16 protein-coding genes are annotated in these 16,447 nt (G+C 61.6%); 5 read left to right on the forward strand and 11 right to left on the reverse strand.

The window, feature by feature from the left end:
- Nucleotides 1–538 precede the first annotated feature (538 nt).
- From LGH82_RS21100 to LGH82_RS21110, 3 genes are all read right to left on the reverse strand, one after another.
- Nucleotides 539–919, reverse strand: a complete 381-nt coding sequence (locus tag LGH82_RS21100; protein WP_227344574.1) for a hypothetical protein — start codon at nt 917–919, stop codon at nt 539–541.
- A 100-nt stretch (nt 920–1,019) separates the two neighbouring features.
- Nucleotides 1,020–1,280 (reverse strand): DUF982 domain-containing protein, encoded by a 261-nt coding sequence (locus LGH82_RS21105; protein WP_227344575.1) that lies wholly within the window; start codon nt 1,278–1,280, stop codon nt 1,020–1,022.
- Nucleotides 1,281–1,711: 431 nt separating this feature from the next.
- Nucleotides 1,712–2,044, reverse strand: coding sequence for a hypothetical protein (locus LGH82_RS21110; RefSeq protein ID WP_227344576.1), 333 nt, complete (start codon nt 2,042–2,044; stop codon nt 1,712–1,714).
- Nucleotides 2,045–2,385: 341 nt separating this feature from the next.
- Between LGH82_RS21110 and LGH82_RS21115 the strand changes: the two genes are divergently transcribed.
- A complete protein-coding gene (locus LGH82_RS21115) occupies nt 2,386–4,398 on the forward strand; it encodes an acyltransferase family protein (protein WP_227344577.1) in 2,013 nt (670 codons plus the stop codon).
- Nucleotides 4,399–4,569: 171 nt separating this feature from the next.
- Here the strand turns inward: LGH82_RS21115 and recQ are convergent, their stop codons facing one another.
- Together recQ and LGH82_RS21125 are read right to left on the reverse strand one after the other, a co-directional pair.
- Entirely contained in the window at nt 4,570–6,408 is a 1,839-nt protein-coding gene (gene recQ / locus LGH82_RS21120; RefSeq protein ID WP_227344578.1) for a DNA helicase RecQ, read from the reverse strand.
- A gap of 277 nt (nt 6,409–6,685) precedes the next feature.
- Entirely contained in the window at nt 6,686–7,126 is a 441-nt protein-coding gene (locus LGH82_RS21125; protein ID WP_227344579.1) for a hypothetical protein, read from the reverse strand.
- Between the two features lie 243 nt (nt 7,127–7,369).
- Between LGH82_RS21125 and LGH82_RS21130 the strand changes: the two genes are divergently transcribed.
- A complete protein-coding gene (locus LGH82_RS21130) occupies nt 7,370–8,788 on the forward strand; it encodes a coniferyl aldehyde dehydrogenase (protein ID WP_227349653.1) in 1,419 nt (472 codons plus the stop codon).
- On the opposite strand, the gene LGH82_RS21135 is transcribed toward LGH82_RS21130, so the two are convergent.
- Genes LGH82_RS21135 through LGH82_RS21160 form a run of 6 tightly spaced genes read right to left on the reverse strand, consistent with a single transcriptional unit; the run spans nt 8,781 to nt 13,224 of the window.
- Entirely contained in the window at nt 8,781–9,821 is a 1,041-nt protein-coding gene (locus tag LGH82_RS21135) for a LacI family DNA-binding transcriptional regulator (protein WP_227344580.1), read from the reverse strand. The genes LGH82_RS21130 and LGH82_RS21135 overlap by 8 nt on opposite strands.
- Nucleotides 9,822–9,849: 28 nt before the next feature.
- The gene (locus LGH82_RS21140; protein WP_227344581.1) at nt 9,850–10,668 is read right to left on the reverse strand and encodes an ABC transporter permease; all 819 of its coding nucleotides are present in this window, start codon (nt 10,666–10,668) and stop codon (nt 9,850–9,852) included.
- Nucleotides 10,658–11,461 carry an ABC transporter ATP-binding protein gene (locus LGH82_RS21145; protein WP_227344582.1) on the reverse strand — a complete coding sequence of 268 codons (804 nt, stop codon included), beginning with the start codon at nt 11,459–11,461 and terminating at the stop codon, nt 10,658–10,660. The genes LGH82_RS21140 and LGH82_RS21145 overlap by 11 nt, the downstream gene beginning before the upstream one ends.
- A gap of 21 nt (nt 11,462–11,482) precedes the next feature.
- Nucleotides 11,483–12,199: a M24 family metallopeptidase gene (locus tag LGH82_RS21150; protein ID WP_227344583.1), complete on the reverse strand. Its 717-nt coding sequence runs from the start codon at nt 12,197–12,199 to the stop codon at nt 11,483–11,485.
- A gap of 36 nt (nt 12,200–12,235) precedes the next feature.
- Complete coding sequence (locus LGH82_RS21155) at nt 12,236–12,997, reverse strand: ABC transporter substrate-binding protein (protein WP_227344584.1); 762 nt, start codon at nt 12,995–12,997, stop codon at nt 12,236–12,238.
- Complete coding sequence (locus LGH82_RS21160; protein WP_227344585.1) at nt 12,994–13,224, reverse strand: hypothetical protein; 231 nt, start codon at nt 13,222–13,224, stop codon at nt 12,994–12,996. Before LGH82_RS21160 ends, LGH82_RS21155 begins: the two co-directional genes overlap by 4 nt.
- 210 nt (nt 13,225–13,434) lie before the next feature.
- Here LGH82_RS21160 and LGH82_RS21165 point away from each other — a divergent pair, with 210 nt between their 5' ends.
- From LGH82_RS21165 to LGH82_RS21175, 3 genes are read left to right on the forward strand one after another with little or no spacing between them, the layout of a single operon-like run.
- Nucleotides 13,435–14,214 (forward strand): glutamine amidotransferase, encoded by a 780-nt coding sequence (locus LGH82_RS21165; RefSeq protein WP_227344586.1) that lies wholly within the window; start codon nt 13,435–13,437, stop codon nt 14,212–14,214.
- Between the two features lie 25 nt (nt 14,215–14,239).
- Nucleotides 14,240–15,118: a nitrilase family protein gene (locus LGH82_RS21170; RefSeq protein ID WP_227344587.1), complete on the forward strand. Its 879-nt coding sequence runs from the start codon at nt 14,240–14,242 to the stop codon at nt 15,116–15,118.
- An 11-nt stretch (nt 15,119–15,129) separates the two neighbouring features.
- A complete protein-coding gene (locus LGH82_RS21175; protein WP_227344588.1) occupies nt 15,130–16,272 on the forward strand; it encodes a M20 family metallopeptidase in 1,143 nt (380 codons plus the stop codon).
- Nucleotides 16,273–16,447: the final 175 nt, after the last annotated feature.

Consider the following 16,447-nt stretch of genomic DNA (forward strand, 5'->3'; position numbering starts at 1 on the left):
GGATAACACAGATGGGGCTGTTGTAAACAGTGTGACTACCGGGGCAGCAAGACTTCGTCGTTCAAGCCGACTGTCTTGCTGCTGGCAAGGCTTGCACGCGTGCCCATTTCGACAGCCGCAAGTTTGTCGATCATCCTCCGATAAGGAAAACCAATGGACATGGCGAAATTCTTCGCCGGCCTGCTTTCGCGCGGATCTGGCGTGTTCGGCACGTCGCATTCAGTGGCCCAGGTTGACGCAACAGAGCGCATCGTAGAAGTGGGCTAGGCACGAGGCATCTCGCTTTCGGCTCGCCAATATGCTGGCCACGGCACTACGAGACAGGCGCGTCGATGAAGCGGTCCGCATTGACCTTGCAGCGCTTCAACGGCGCATCGCCCTGCATGCCGAGCGACCGTCTTGACGATGGCGTGCAAATGGCTCTGCGCCTCACCGGTGGTGCTGGTCACCTTCCGTCGAGATGGCCGACGGAAATCGAGCCGGCTTAACGACAGGGTTGGTTTCCAGGCGATCCAACTCGAGCGCGGTCGACGGGCTATCAATACCGGGGCCTTTTGTCGGAGACCACGACGAGCCTTCCTCCAACATTCTGGCACCGTTTGCATACCAGCTTCGATGCCAGCCGCCTTTCGGTGGGGAAATCATAGTGCGTGCCGTAGATCTCGATCAGGCCATCGAGATCAAGCGAGCGCAGATGACCACAACGGGGATTGCCGCAATATGCGCTAAGGCCCATTCCCTGGTCGCGAAGCTCGCCAAGTTTCATGGGCTGAACGACCGGCAGAACAATGGCCGCCGGCTCCGCTGGATTTGCCACCGCCACAAGCACAGGCCTTCGAATTTCTGCCCGGTCGATGGCGCCGATCGCGTGGACAGCCTTGTCTTCGGCCACGCCTATGAGGGAATCGATTTCTTTCATTGCTTCGACATGCCCGCAGGCAAAGAGTGCCCTTCGCAGCACGTGCAACGCATCTCTTGTTTCACAAAGTGTCGTCCGGAGGGTTAGAGGCATTTCGCGCTCAATTCTTCATATAGCTATCGGGCAGACAATCTGCTTCGAGCGCCGCCGCAATGAAGGCTCGGTGTACGTCCCTCGTGCTGCAACGCCCCACCCTTTCTCCCACCAAGGCCGCGAGCGCGGCCAAGAACATCGGGCCATCGGATGGCCAGTCGTTCGCCAAAGCATCGGCCATTTGAGGAAGTGTGCAAAAGATCGATATGGTGCCGTCACTGTTCTCGACGGGGATTCCGGAAAACATATTAGGTTGGCTGACTGTCATTGCATAGCTCCCGCTCGGGCGGGAGAATGTTAAGCGCTCTCAAGCATCAGCGCCCATACACTGGCTGATGACAAATCTATTTGAGCACTTAAACAAAACGCCGTCTATTAACTATGACGTATTGCGTAGACAAAACACTCTTTTCGGGTTTCATTTTAGTTTGCATGGACGCACGGCAGAAATGAGTGTAGACTAAATTTGGCTGTTCTGGCTAGACCACCATTTTAGGCACCGCTGCGCGGTCGCCTTCAGGCCGATGCGGATCGGCGCGCGGCGATTGCGCTCAGAAAAACCCGCCGAACCTCTTGAGCGTCGCCGCCCGACGCCATTCACCCCGGCGAAAGCGTCGAGGTCGCGCGAGCAGCGTTCCGCCATGTCGATCAGGGTGCGATCGGAGAACACCCCACAGGCGCTCTGAGAGGCCGCCAAACTCAAATGCCGGTGAGGGCTAGAGATTTGCGTACGCGATAATTCAGATAGCTGAACTGAGCGGAAAGCGGCAAATCGATCCGGTAAGGGCGAAGATGAGCGGACCAAAGGGCCTGATCTCCCTTCCAAGCGTCAGCGCCCTCGGGACCATCGCCTTCAGGGCCGGCGAGCAGTTCGAATTGCTTTGCTGGGCACCGATCAGCGATCAGACCCGACAAGGATCTGAAATCCTGGGCCGACAGCGGTTTGCCGAAGACGAACAGTGTCGAGTGGCTGTTGTCCAGCGCACGCCTCGTTTCGTCACACCATCCATCGTGCGATGCCCGCGCTTTCACGTCAAACGCCAGTCGCTACACAGTTTTCATGGACAGAGGCCAGGATCTCTCGACGTCAGCCAAGAGAAGTTCCGTGGGATCAATTCCAGAGAACCAATGCTGAGGTGTCGCCGGCGAAGAACAAGGAGTGGGACAATTTTTCCTGTCCTCACTCATCCTATTTTCGCAGGAGCACGGGCTAACGATCGAACCCCATGATTCGCCCATCATCGACTTAAGCTTGTTTGTGTTTTTTTCATTCTCGATACGAGAGCATTATGCCAGCATATTATGCGCAATGGTTGTTGTTATTTATTTAGAAATGCCTAGAAACGAGCCTGTCGGCAATTGGTAACAAGTATTTGAGCACGTCTAAATTTTGTCCCGAGATTCAGGGACTGCGCGCAATCGCTGTCTGTTTGGTCGCAGTGTTCCACGTCTGGCCGTCTCTGGTCCCCGGCGGTTATGTCGGCGTCGATGTATTTTTTGTCATTTCCGGGTATCTCATCACCGGCGTTCTGGTGCGGGAAGGCGAGCAAACCGGCCAGATAGACCTCATCGCGTTTTACACCAGGCGGGCGCGCCGGCTTCTGCCGATGGCGATGCTGGTGCTTCTGCTCGTCGGCGTGCTGACGCCAATATACCTTCCGGCGGTACAGTGGGTCGACGGCACCGTCGACTTGGCCTTCAGCGCCTTCCAACTGGAGAACTGGCATCTGGCCGCGCAGTCGGTCGACTATCTGGCCATGTATAACGCGCCGAGCCCGGTGCAACATTATTGGTCACTGTCGGTCGAAGAGCAATTCTACATCGTCTGGCCCGGCTTGATCGTTGCCGGATTGTGGATGTCGCGGGTGTTCGGCATGTCGTCACGAACCATGCTCCTCGTCCTGTTTGGAGCCATCGTCGCTGCCTCGCTTGCCGCCTCGGTCTGGCTGACCGCCACCAATCCAGCCTCGGCTTATTTTGTCACCCATACCCGGATTTGGGAGCTTGGCCTTGGAGGCCTCGTCGCACTCTGGATGCCCGCGCTCGGCGAAGGGGTGCGCCGTCTCTTCGGCTTTGTCGGCGTCGCGGCGATCCTCGGGGCTGCCTTCGTCCTCTCCAGCAAAACGCCCTTCCCCGGCTATGCCGCGTTGCTGCCGACATTGGCAACCGTGTTGGTGGTTCTCTCGGGACAAAGCCGATCACTACTCAGCGTCTTTGCCTTCCTGAAAACGCGACCGCTTCAGTTCCTCGGCGACATCTCCTATTCCCTCTATCTCTGGCATTGGCCGATCATTGTCTTTGTCTCGTGGCAAACAGGCGGCGCGATAAGTTCGGCGGTCGGCCTCGCCATTCTTGCCGCAAGCATGGGTCTGGCTGCCGTTTCAAAGGTTCATGTCGAGGATCGTTTCCGGTCGCCGCGGCCGTCACAATCACGGCCGGCACAATCGCTGCGTCACCGGCTCGCCGGACTGGCCGCTGCCTTGGTCGCCGTTCCGCTTGTTGCGCTTGTCGGATTGGGCGCTGTCCGCATTGCCATTGCGCAAGAGAGAGCATTCATCTCTGGCAACTCGGACGACTATCCGGGCGCCAGTTCATTGTTCACCACCAAGCCCGTGCCGGATGTGAAGGCCTTCGCGCCACCGTTGGCACTGTTAAAAAGGGACGTTCCGCCCACGGATGCCTGCCGTCTTACCTCTTTTGAGGTCGAGCCTGTTGGCTGCCAGTTTGGCGACCGAAACGGCAGCTTCAAGGTTTTTCTGGTCGGCGATTCGCACGCCGAGCAGTGGGTCCCGGCACTTGAAAGAGTGGCCAAGGATCGTGGCTGGAACGCTATGAGTTTTACAAAACCTGCCTGCCCGCTATTTACGGCCATGCTGATGTTCAGGGATCGCCCCTATGATGAATGCCTGACCTGGGGGCGGCGCATACTGGAGATCGTTCAGCGAGAAAATCCTGATGTCATCATTCTGGGGCAGTGGATAGCGTCGCGGGTTTACCCACTGGAAGGGGCGGTGCAGGTACCCATCAGTGCAACGCTGGTGCAATTGTGGCGCGGCCTCGAGGCAATGGGTACGAAGGTGATCGTCATCGCCGATACACCGGACTGGGGAGCGACACGACTTGGGGATTGCCTGGCGAAAGACCGGCACTGTTCCATCCCCCACGTTGCCCGCCCTGATCCGCTGGTCTTTGCCCATCAGCTCTACCCGCATGTGGCAATGATCGACTTCAACGACGTCATCTGCCCCAATGAGCGTTGTCCCGCGGTTATTGGCAACGTCGTCGTCTGGCGTGACGAAGGTCATCTGAGCGCAACCTATACACGCTCGATGGCCGCTGTCTTTGGCCGACGCCTCGATGCCGCTATCGCCAGATCTTCTGACTAGGCGGTTTTCGTTCGGCAACCATTCCGGCGCAAGCTGATTAAATCGCGGTTTTGCGGGTTGGTTCATGCTTTCGATCGTGCCGTGTCGAGGACCGATCGGGCGCCTGTCCAAGCTTTCGGCATCAGTGGCATCGCTTGATGCCAGGTTGTTATTTCAGTGTCTCTCGCGTTCTCATGCCAAACCGTCCGACAGGTGCGCGGCGATCGTGTCGAGGAATATCGGGCCGAATTCCTTGAGCTTCGTTGCCCCGACGCCATTCACTTCGGCGAAGGCGTCGAGGTCGCGCGGGCAGCGTTCGGCCATGTCGATCAGCGTCCGGTCGGAGAACACCACATAGGCCGGCACCTGACGCTCTTTCGCCAGACGCAGCCGCAATGTCTTGAGCGTGGCGAGCAGCGAAGCATCCAGGCCTTCAGCGCCGGCGGCGGCCGCCTGATCGCGTAACTTGCGCGAGGCGCGGCTGCGCACTTCGACACGGTAGTGGAACGGCACCTCGCCACGGCCAAGCGCATGGCCCTTCTCGGCGATGGCGAGGCCACCATGGCCGTTCGGATCCGGCGCCAGGAAACCGTTCGCCACGAGCTGACGGATCAGCGACAGCCAGAAATCCTTCTTGTGCTCGACACCACTGCCGAAGCTGGCGAGCCCCTGGTGGCCCCGGACCTGCACCTTGTCGGTTTCATGGCCAAGCAGGACGTCGATGACATGGCCCGCGCCAAAACGCTCACCGGTCTCGGCCATTGCCGCCAGGATGATCCGCGCCTCCGCCCCGCCATCCGCGCGCGGCGCCAGGTCGAGGCAGTTGTCGCAATTGCCGCAAGGCGGGGCTTCCTCGCCGAAATAGCCAAGCAGCACCTGGCGGCGGCACTGCGCCGTCTCGCAATAGCCGATCAGCGTGTCAAGCCGGCGATGCGAGCGCCTCTTGTGCTCTTCCGACGCGTTCTCGTCGTCGATGAAAAGCCGGCGCATGCGGATGTCGCCAAGGCCAAACAGCATATGCGCCTCGGCCTCCCGGCCATCGCGGCCGGCACGGCCGATTTCCTGGTAGTAGGCTTCCAGGCTGCCCGGCATATCGGTGTGGAAGACATAGGCGACATCGGGCTTGTCGATGCCCATGCCGAAGGCGATGGTCGCCACCATGACGACGCCGGACAGGGTCATGAAAGCGTTCTGATTCGCTTCACGCGCGTCCTTGCTCATGCCGGCATGATAGGCGAGCGCGGTGACCCCGTTCTTCTCGAGGAAGGCCGCCATCTCCTCCGTCTTCTTGCGCGACAGGCAATAGATGATCCCGCTACGACCGGCATGGCGCTCGATAAAGCGCAGCAACTGCCGCTTGCTGTCCTGCTTGGCCTCGATGGCAAGCTTGATGTTCGGCCTGTCGAAACCCAGCACCAGGGTTTCGACGCGCTCGGCGAACAGCCGTGCTTCGATGTCGTTGCGTGTGCTCTCGTCCGCCGTCGCCGTCACCGCGATGATCGGCACGTTCGGGAAAATGCCGCGCAGCCGCGACAGATCCTCGTATTCGGGCCGGAAGGCCGGACCCCATTGCGAGATGCAATGCGCCTCGTCGATGGCGATCAGGCGGACATCGAGCCTGGCGAGCGCGTCGAGCATGCGCTTGGTCATCAGTCGCTCCGGCGCGAGATAGAGCAGGCGCGTCTGGCCCGACGCCACGCGACGCCAGGCACCTACATTGGCCTCACGGTCGATCGAGGAATTGATCGTGTCCGCCGCCACGCCGGCAAGGCGCAAGGCGGCGACCTGGTCCTGCATCAGCGCCACCAGCGGCGAAACGACGATGGCGAGCCCGCCCAGAACCAGCGCCGGAACCTGATAGCAAAGCGATTTGCCCGCACCCGTCGGCATGACGGCCAGCACATGGCGCCCGGCCAGCAACGCTTCCATGACATCGGCCTGGCCTGGGCGAAAATCGTCGAAGCCGAACACATCCTTGAGGACCCGCCGCTTCGGATCCTCGACCGGACTGCTCTGTCTCGATCCCAGCATCAGGAAAAAACGACCGGCACTGCTGTGCAGCGGTCTCGGGCAGGAATCGTTCTGCGCGGTTTGGCGAGGACGAGGAAACGGGTCAAGGAGGCACTCCGCGTGGTGCATCGCAGTAGCGCAGCCGCCATCGAACCACAACCTTGGCCACGCTGACCGCACCTGCAGTAGGTGATAATTCGAACACGGACGTGTCAATTTCCGTCGATGACGCAGATGCCGAAATGGGGGGGGCGATGTTTACCCGCCAGGAATCGGCGAGTGGTTCGCCCCGAAAAGATCATTCCCGGCTGCTACTTCTTTCCAGTTCATCATAGTAGCTCTGCGCAGCCTTGTCTTTTGAGAGACGGTACGCGGCGGAGCGCCCGGCAAACTCGGACTTGAGGCTTGCTGAAAATTGCAACGCGTAAAGACAGTATGCGGACAGACTCGCTAGCAGCAAGATAACCGCACCACTCGCCCTGCCATCGGAAATGGCAATGACTCCTATTAGCCCTTCCAACAGAAAGGCGAAAGCAGACATCACCGTAAGAAAGATTTTGGCGGCGTTTGAGCCCTTGCTGAAATAATACGCGCCGATCGCATAAGCCACACTTGAAAGGGTGGTCCCGATATTCGGGGATTTCCCAAAAATCAGTAGAGTGATCGCGGATAGTATCCCGATCGCCCCCACCAGGAAGTAGAAGCCGGCTATTGCCCGTATGTGATTTGTTCCGCTCATGTCTCCCCCCGTATGCCGTCCATGATTTTCATCAGCCGAATGACCGCGACAAGCAGAGACCCGACCATTGGCGTGTGGGAAACTGGCAATTCTCGTATAAGATGTAAAGATACGCCATGCACCAATTGGTATAATTGTCTAAAAACGCCGGCCGCGAGGCATCCTTTCCGGGCGAAGCGAACCTTGCTGGATTCTTCCCGGTTGCGCGATGTAAGCTTGCCCCAAAACCGGCCGGAGGGCGCAATGCTGCAGACCAGACAGGATGCCCTGCGCGAACGCTTCGACTTGCAGCGCTCAGCCTTCGAAGCACAGCCCTTTCCGGACCTTGGTGTCCGAAAGGACCGCCTCACGCGCCTGCTCGCGCTCACCGAAAAGCATGAGGCCGACATCTGTTCGGCGATCGACGCCGATTTTGGCGGCCGGTCGACCCATGAGACACGTCTTGCCGAACTCTTCGTCGTGCGCGCGGGCATCAGACACGCGCTGGCGCATATGCGAGGCTGGATGCGGGAGCGTCGTGTGGCCACCAGCCTGCCGTTCCTGCCCGGCAGAAATCGCCTCGTCCCGCAGCCACTCGGCGTCATCGGCATCGTCTCGCCCTGGAACTATCCGTTCCAGCTTGGCGTCGCGCCTGCGACCGCGGCCCTTGCCGCCGGCAACCGGGTGCTCATAAAACCTTCCGAACTGACGCCCGGCTTCTCCGCGTTGCTGGCGGATCTGTTCGGCCGATACTTCGCCCCGGACGAAGCAAGTGTCGTCACCGGCGATGCCGAGATGGGAAAGGCATTCGTGTCACTGCCTTTCGATCATCTGCTGTTCACCGGCTCGACCGCCGTCGGCCGCCAGGTCGCGATGGCAGCGGCCGCCAACCTGACTCCGGTCACGCTCGAACTCGGCGGCAAATCGCCGGCGATCTTCGATCCGTCATGCGACCTCGACGCGGCGGTATCCAGCGTCGCCTATGGCAAGCTGCTCAACGCCGGGCAGACCTGTATTGCGCCGGACTATCTGCTGGTACCGAAGGGACAGGCCGAAGTCGTCGCCGCCAAGCTTGCAACCGCCGTGGCGCGGCTCTACCCGACCTTGCGGGATAACCCCGACTATACGTCCATCATCAGCGACCGGCACCACCAGCGCCTGCGCGACATGATCGCCGAGGCCCGCGATGCCGGCGCTGATATTGTCGAGGTCAACCCGGCCGGCGAGAATTTCGACGCGACCCGCAAGATGCCACCGACCCTGGTCCGCAACGCCAATCCCAACCTGCGGCTGATGCGCGAAGAAATCTTCGGGCCGGTGCTGCTTATCCTCGAATACACAGGAATCGACGACGCCATCGACCATGTGAACCGGGCCGATCGGCCGCTGGCGCTCTATTGGTTCGGGCGCGATGCCGGCAATCGACAACGAATCCTTCGCGAGACCATCGCCGGCGGCGTGACGATCAACGACTGCATGCTGCACCTGGTGCAGGAGAACCAGCCCTTCGGCGGTGTCGGCGCCAGCGGCATGGGCGCCTATCACGGCGAATGGGGATTTCGCACCTTCAGCAAGGAGAAGCCTGTCTTCCTGCAATCCAAGCTGAGTGCCGGCGGCCTCCTGCGTCCGCCCTACGGCAAGACCTTTGAGCGGCTCTATCGCTTGCTCAATCTGATCACCTGAGCGACCCGACCGAGTTGCGTATCCGGACGGATGTCGGAAACTGCGTCGTCACCGGCGGCGTTGGCCTCACACCCTTGCGGTGAAGCAGAAGCTCCGCCGCCGCCCGCCCCATCTCCTGCGCCGGTTGCGCGACTGTCGTCAGCGACGGCATCAGGAATTCGGCGTTGGCGATGTCGTCGAAGCCGGTGATGCTGAGCTGTCCGGGGATGCTGATGCCGCTTTCGCGGCAGAACCGCATGACGCCGATCGCCATCAGGTCGTTGGCGCACAGAATGGCGGTGGGGCGTGTTGCGGCATCGCCGGCCAGGAGACGGGCCGCCGCGAGATAGCCGGAACGCTCGGTGTAATCCCCCGCGATATAGGGCGCCGCGTCGGGATCGAGGCCTACCGACGCCAGTGATTCCCGAAACCCGGCAAGGCGTTGCTCGCTGGTCCAGAGGCGCGGCGGACCGCCGATGATGGCGACCCTGCGGTGTCCGTAGTCCAGCACATGACGCGCGATCGAACGCGCGCCGGCCAGATTGTTGCTGCCGACGAAGGGCACGTCCAGGCCCGGCAGCACTTCATCGACGAAGACGACCGATCCGACCTTCGCCAATTCGAGCAGCGAGGAACTCGGCAGGCCGGTGCCGCTCAGATAGATCACGCCATCGAGCCGCTGGGTCCTAAGGATGCTGGCGAAATATTCTTCGCGTTCCGTCTTCGACCAGGTGATGCACAGCATCAGCAATATGTCGTTGTCGGCGATGCCGCGCTGGATGCCTTCGGCGATGCTGGCGAAGAACGGATTGCCGAGGTCCGGGACGACAAAGCCGATCGAGGAGATGCGGCTCCGCTTGAGGTTGCGCGCCGCGTTATTGGGCTCGAAACCGAGCTCGGCGATGAAGCGCAGCACGTGCCGCTTGGTGTCCTCGGCGACGAGACCGCGCTGGTTGATGACCGCGCTGACCGTGCCGATGGAGACGCCGGCCTCGCGTGCCACGTCGCGGATCGTCGGGCGCTTGCTTCCGATGGCCTCCGTCCCGTCACTCATCTCGGGGAAATGTCCCTCGTTCCTGATCCTATGACGGGTCCCGCCAATAGGTGCGAGACCAGGTCCGCGCTTTCGACGACGACTTCCAAGGCGTTAGCAAATATTCCGCCAGCACCACAAGCAGGAAACTGACGACGCCAAGCAACGCCAGGAAACTGATCGCCGAGAATGTGCCGGCTGTGTTGAGGCGGGAATTGGCCTGCAGCAGATAGGCGCCCAGTCCGCCGCTGGTCGAGGCCGTCCATTCGGCGATGACCGCACCGGTCACGCTGAATGTCGCCGACAGTTTCAGGGCCGAGAACAGCGGCGAATAGGTCGCCGGCAGTTTTACATGCCGGAAGATGTTGAACTTGGACGCGCCCATCGACCGCACCAGGTTGAGCACGTCGCGATCGACCGATGCCAGGCCGTCGAGCACGTTCACCACCACGGGGAAGAAGACGACAAGCGCGACGATGACCAGCTTGGGCGCGAGGCCGAAACCGAGCCAGATGGTGAGCGCCGCCGAGATCGCGACGACCGGGATCGCCTGGCTGGCGATCAGCACGGGATAGAGCACGCCGCGCGTGGTGCTGGACGCATCCATCAGCACGGCGAAGACGAAACCCGCGCTGGCGCCGAAGATGAAGCCGAGCAGGAACTCGTAGAAAGTGATGCCGAAGCCATTGAGCAGCGCCTGCCAGTCGGACTGGATGTGATTCCACACCTGCAGCGGCGACGGCATGACATAGCGCGGGATCTGGAACAGTTCGACCGCGGCCGCCCAGATGAGAATGACCAGCACCAGCGCCAGGAGCGGATAGACGACCTGCAGGACCGTGCTGCCAGACACGCGTCTAGTGGCCATGGGCTGCCTCCATTTCGAGTGTTTTTGCTACCGCATCCTCGGAATAGATCAGGTCGAGGATGCGTGCCTTCAGTGCGCTGAATTCCGGACTGGTAAGGCTGGACATCGGCCGGGGCCGCTCGATCGGAACCGGCAGAACCTCCCTCACCCGTCCCGGGCGCGGCGTCATCACGACGACGCGGTCGGCAAGCAGGATCGCCTCGTCGATGTCATGGGTGACGAAGACGATGGTCCGCTTCTCCTGTCCCCAAACGCTCAGCAACCATTGCTGCATGGCAAGGCGGGTCTGCGAATCCAGCGCGCCGAAGGGTTCGTCGAGCAGCATCACGTCGTGATGCATGGCAAGCGTGCGCATCAGCGCAACGCGCTGGCGCATGCCGCCCGAAAGGGCTGCGGGATAGTGATTGATGAAGTCGCCCAGCCCGTAGCGGCGGGCGAGCGCCACGCCCTCGGCCCGTTGCGCATGGCTTGCGCCACCCTTGAGGATCGCGCCGAGCACGATGTTGTCGATGACCGTGCGCCAAGGCAGCAGAAGGTCCTTCTGCAGCATGTAGCCGACATGGCCGCTGCGTCCCGTAACATCCTTGCCATCGATCAGGACTTGGCCATTGGTCGGTTTCAGCACACCGGCGATGATGTTGAACATCGTGCTCTTGCCGCAGCCCGACGGGCCAACGACCGAAACGAATTCTCCGGCCTGCACGTTGAGATCGGTGGGCGCGAGCGCCTGTGTTTCGCCGAAGGTCTGCGAGACGTCCTTCAGCGACAGTTTCGGGGTCGAGTTTTCCGGCATCTGGTCTCTTTTTCCGAACGCTCAGAGCGTCACGCAGTTTTCACGGCCGAACCAGACGAGGTCCTCGACCTTGACGGCGATGTCGCCGCGCGCGGCGAAGGGCTCGATGGCCCAGGCTCCCCACATCGGCGTGGTGTTTCCCGCGTCGATGAATTGGTGGAGATAGGCGGCTCCCGCCGTCAGCGAATGACCGATATTGGCAAGCTGGTCGAGCAGGATGTAGCCCTCGGCGACCAGCCGTTCATGCGTCATGCCGAAGAGTTCATTCGCCGCCATGCCGGGTCGGCACTTCGCCAGGATCTCATAGTGGAGCGTTTCGAGATCGCGCAGCGCCTGGGTTGCTTCCGGCCAGTCGCCGATCACCTTGCAGCGCGTGCAATCGCCCCACGACCCATCAGCCGTTATCGGGTGCACGTCGACCATGAGCACGTCGCGCTCCCCAGCCGCGAGGTCTGTCGGCGGATTGGTCGGGAAGCAGGTGCGCGTGTTTTCGCCCAGGCCGACATTGGTGATCGTCCAGACGTTTTCGACGCCCTGCTCGAGCAGGCAGGCACTTACCGCCAGGTCGACCGCCTGCTCCGTTATTCCCGGCCGCGCCGCCGCCAGACCCGCGGCAGCCGCCTGCTTCGCGATCGCCTGCGCCCTGGCCAGACCGGTAGGGGGCACATTGGCGACATCGGGTCCCGGCCTGTAGGTCCAGGCCGGGACGACACGTCGTGAAGAGGCGGCGACACTCATACGGTCAACTCCTGTCGGGCTTGCTTGGGAGAGCGCTTATTGGGCGAGGTACTGGTTTGTATAGTAAGCCGACGGCTCGAGGACGTCCGACACGACCTTGAACTTCTTCAGCGCGTCGAGCAGCGCCACCCAGTCGGCATTGTTATGGACCATCAGGTCCGGCCCCATTTCGCCGAAAAGCGGAACCGTGTCCTTCCACTGCTGGGTGATGAATTTCTCGTCATAGGCCTTGGAATAAAGCTCGAAGAAGGCCGCGACGGCTTCGTCCTGATGGGCGGCCGCATATTCGATGCTCTTCTGCGTCGCGCGCAGAAACGCCTTTGCCACATCCGGATTGGCCTTCAGCCAATCATCATTGCCGGCGAGCATGAAGATCGGCGAATTGGGCACGCCATGCTTGGTGGCGGCGAGGAACTCGGCGCGCTGTCCGCCGGTGGTGGCCATGCCGGTGCCCTCGGCATTGGTGATGCCGGTGATCGCGTCGACCTTCTTTTGCAGCAGCAGCGGCACCGTATCGTCGCTCGCCGCGACCGTGCTCACATCGTCAAGCGTCAGGCTGGCATCGGCGAGCATCATGGTCAGCTGCGCCTTGGTCCAGGCATCATTGTAGATGCCGATCGTCTTGCCCTTGAGATCGGCCACGGTGAGAGGCGATCCTTCCGGGCTCAATATGCCCCAGTTGTTGCCACGGCCATAACGCGCGATCGCGGTGACCGGCGCCTGCTGCTCCCTGGCGAAAATAACGTCCATCACGGTGGTGAAGGCGACCTGCGCACGGCCGGTACCCAGGAACTTCATCGTATCGGCGACGGTCGGCGGGTGACGATCTCAAGCTCGATGCCCTCTGCCGCGTAGAAGCCCTTCTTGTTTCCCAGGATCCACGGAACCCAGAAGCCATCCGGCGTCGGCCATTCCTGGATGAAGGTCAGCTTGGTAAGGCTTTGTGCCGAGGAAGGTGAAGGGGCCACCGCGAAAGCTGCCATGGCAGCCAATGCATAGCCGAAACTGCGGCGGGTGAGGTTCATGTCGCGATCCTTTGCGCTTGTCCGGTTGGCAATCTCAATTGATCGATACTGAACCGGTTCAATCTTCCTTGTCAACGGCGACGCTGCAAATTATTTATCCATTGCATTTACGACGGAACTCAGCCAAAACATGCGTATTGAACCGGTTCATTATGATCCGCGCTCTCGGTTAAACCAAATGGCGCGGCGGCACGTTAAGGAGTATTCGTCTTGGCAAAATCCAACAAGAAAGTCTTGCTTGTCGGCGAGACATGGATGAGCTCTTCGACCCATTTCAAGGGTTTCGACCAGTTCGGCAGCGTCACTTTCCACTCGGGCGCAGAGCCCTTGATGAAGGCGCTGGAAGGCAGCGCGTTCGACCTCACCCACATGCCTGCGCATGAGGCCGTGGAAAAGATGCCCTTCGATATGGAGGGACTTAATGCCTACGACGCGATCCTGCTTTCCGACATTGGCGCGAACTCGCTGCTTCTGCATCCCGATGTCTGGCTGCGCGGAACCCCCGTTCCGAACCGGCTGCAGCTGCTCAAGCAGTGGACGCAGGCCGGCGGCGGCCTTGCGATGATCGGCGGCTACTTCAGCTTCCAGGGCATTGATGGCAAGGCGCGCTGGCACCGGACTCCGGTCGAGGACGCCCTGCCTGTCGAATGCCTCCCCTATGACGATCGGCTGGAGATTCCAGAAGGCTTCAGCGCGGCTGTCGACGCCGACAGCAAGCACCCCGTGCTTCAGGGACTGCAGGGCGAATGGCCGGTGCTGCTCGGCGCGAATGAAGTGCGCGTGAGGCAGCGCCCGGATGTCGAAGTGCTTGCCCGCCTTCCAGAGGCGCAGGGTGGTCATCCGCTGCTGGTGACCGGCGAATATGGGAAGGGCCGGACGCTTGTCTGGACCTCCGATGTCAGCCCGCATTGGCTGCCGGCGTCCTTCTCCGACTGGCCGGGCTATGCCACGCTGTGGCGCAACGCCCTTGGCTGGCTGACCAGAAGCTGACAACCACGCAACAGGACCACGCGCGATGCCGAAGCAGATCGAGGAAGCCTCCGTCACCGTCGCCATCATCCAGATGGAGCCGCGCTTCGGCGAGACCGCTGAAAATGTCGCGCGGTCCATCGCCTTCATGGAAGAGGCCGCCGCCAGGGACGCGCAGCTCGTCGTCCTGCCGGAGCTGTGCAACACCGGTTATGTGTTTCACAATCGCGCCGAGGCGCGAGCGCTTGCCGAGGAAATCCCCGGCGGTCCGACAACACAGGCCTGGATGGAGGCTGCGGCGCGGCTGAACCTTCACATCGTCGCCGGCATCACCGAGCGCGCCGGCGAGATCCTGTTCAATTCGGCTGTCATCATCGGCCCGAACGGGCTGATCGGCCGCTATCGCAAGATGCATCTGTGGGGCGACGAAGCGCTCTATTTTTCGCCCGGCGATCTCGGCTTTCCCGTCTTCGACACGCCGCTCGGGCGCATCGGCTGCCACATCTGCTACGATTGCTGGTTCCCCGAAAGCTTCCGTCTCGCCGCCCTGCAAGGCGCGGAGATCGTCTGCGTACCGACTAACTGGGTGCCGATACCCGGCCAGGATCCCAAGCGTGAAGCGATGGCGAACATCATCGTCATGGGAGCGGCCCATTCCAATTCCGTCTTCGTCGCCGCCGCCGACCGTGTCGGCACCGAGCGCGGCCAGCCCTTCATCGGCCAGAGCCTTCTCGTCAGCCATACCGGCTGGCCGGTCGCGGGGCCGGCCTCGCCGGACAAGGAAGAAGTGCTGATCGCCAAGGTCAATCTGGCCGACGCGCGGCGCAAGCGGAACTGGAACGCCTTCAACCAGGTATTGCGCGATCGCCGCACCGACGCCTATGACGAGATGCTCGGCAGCGGCCAGCGGCCGGGATGGTACTGAGGGAGGCCAAGGTGAACGCGATTGACGCGGTGCGGCTGACGCAGGAGCTTGTCCGCTTCGACACGCGCAATCCGCCTGGCAATGAAGCGCAATGCGCTGCCATGCTCGCCGACCTGCTCAGCAGCCACGGTCTCTCGGTAACCGTCCACAATTTCGGCCCGGGACGGACCAACCTCATCGCCCGCTTCCCCGTCCAGGCATCGAAGGCGACACAACGTCCGGTGATCTTCACCGGTCATATCGACACGGTGCCGCTTGGCGCTGCCGAGTGGTCGCACGACCCCTTCGGCGCGGAGATCGTCGACGGGCGGCTCTATGACCGTGGCTCGACCGACATGAAGGCCGGCGTCGCGGCGATGATCGCGGCGATCGTCGAAGAGGCCGACCAGCTGCGCGAACGCTCAAACTTGGTGCTGGTGATCACCGGCGGCGAGGAAACCGGCTGCGAGGGCGCCACTGCGCTGGTGAAGGACAGGATGCTCGACGCGGCAAGCCTGCTCGTGGTGAGCGAACCCACAGCCAATGCGTTCGTCGCCGGCCACAAGGGCGCGCTGTGGCTGAAGGCCTGCTGCAGCGGCCGCACGGCGCATGGCGCGATGCCGCATCTTGGCGACAACGCCATCTACAAGGCGGCGCGCGCCGTGACCAAACTCGAGACCTTCGGCTTCAACACGGCGCAACATCCGATCCTGGGCTCCGCGACGCTCAATGTCGGCACCATTGTCGGCGGGCTGAACATCAACTCCGTTCCCGATCGCACCGAAATGACGATCGACGTGCGCATGTTGCCCGGCATGGACAGCGCCGCCGTCACCGACCAATTGTCGTTCACGCTCGGCGGCGACTGCTCGATATCGACGATCCTCGACCTGCCGGCGGTGTGGAGTGATCCCGCGCACCCCGCCATGAAGCTCTTTTCCGAATGCCGGGAAGCGGCCACCGGTTCGGTCTCCACCGTGGGCGGCGCGAACTTCTTCACCGATGCCTCCATCTTCACGCCCGCGCTTGGCGGCGTCGATACCATCATTTGCGGACCGGGCAGCCCGGACATGGCCCACAAGACCGATGAATATTGCCAGGTGGCCCGGATTGATGAGGCGGTGAAGATCTATCGCACGATCATCGCGCAGGCCGGGCTTTTGGACACGCACTGACCGTCCACGAACAAACTCCCTCTTGGCCGGCTTCTTGCCATTTTTCGAATCCCCTCCTCGATGCCAAAGCTGCATGTGGGCCACTCCGGCCAAGTTGTCAGGCATCAAATTTTCCTGATCGCGCCTGCGGGCCTTGCCGAGCGGATCGTTTTGCGTTCGGTGATCAGCAGGGCAT

Source organism: Mesorhizobium sp. PAMC28654 (assembly GCF_020616515.1).
Classification (GTDB): Bacteria; Pseudomonadota; Alphaproteobacteria; order Rhizobiales; family Rhizobiaceae; genus Mesorhizobium.

What these genes read in the sequence shown, in the direction of transcription:
- LGH82_RS21100 (WP_227344574.1), bottom strand. Translation starts at nt 919, where the DNA reads ATGAAAGAAATCGATTCCCTCATAGGCGTGGCCGAAGACAAGGCTGTC.
- LGH82_RS21105 (WP_227344575.1), bottom strand. Translation starts at nt 1,280, where the DNA reads ATGACAGTCAGCCAACCTAATATGTTTTCCGGAATCCCCGTCGAGAAC.
- recQ (WP_227344578.1), bottom strand. Translation starts at nt 6,408, where the DNA reads ATGCTGGGATCGAGACAGAGCAGTCCGGTCGAGGATCCGAAGCGGCGG.
- LGH82_RS21125 (WP_227344579.1), bottom strand. Translation starts at nt 7,126, where the DNA reads ATGAGCGGAACAAATCACATACGGGCAATAGCCGGCTTCTACTTCCTG.
- LGH82_RS21130 (WP_227349653.1), top strand. Translation starts at nt 7,370, where the DNA reads ATGCTGCAGACCAGACAGGATGCCCTGCGCGAACGCTTCGACTTGCAG.
- LGH82_RS21135 (WP_227344580.1), bottom strand. Translation starts at nt 9,821, where the DNA reads ATGAGTGACGGGACGGAGGCCATCGGAAGCAAGCGCCCGACGATCCGC.
- LGH82_RS21140 (WP_227344581.1), bottom strand. Translation starts at nt 10,668, where the DNA reads ATGGCCACTAGACGCGTGTCTGGCAGCACGGTCCTGCAGGTCGTCTAT.
- LGH82_RS21145 (WP_227344582.1), bottom strand. Translation starts at nt 11,461, where the DNA reads ATGCCGGAAAACTCGACCCCGAAACTGTCGCTGAAGGACGTCTCGCAG.
- LGH82_RS21150 (WP_227344583.1), bottom strand. Translation starts at nt 12,199, where the DNA reads ATGAGTGTCGCCGCCTCTTCACGACGTGTCGTCCCGGCCTGGACCTAC.
- LGH82_RS21155 (WP_227344584.1), bottom strand. Translation starts at nt 12,997, where the DNA reads ATGAAGTTCCTGGGTACCGGCCGTGCGCAGGTCGCCTTCACCACCGTG.
- LGH82_RS21160 (WP_227344585.1), bottom strand. Translation starts at nt 13,224, where the DNA reads ATGAACCTCACCCGCCGCAGTTTCGGCTATGCATTGGCTGCCATGGCA.
- LGH82_RS21170 (WP_227344587.1), top strand. Translation starts at nt 14,240, where the DNA reads ATGCCGAAGCAGATCGAGGAAGCCTCCGTCACCGTCGCCATCATCCAG.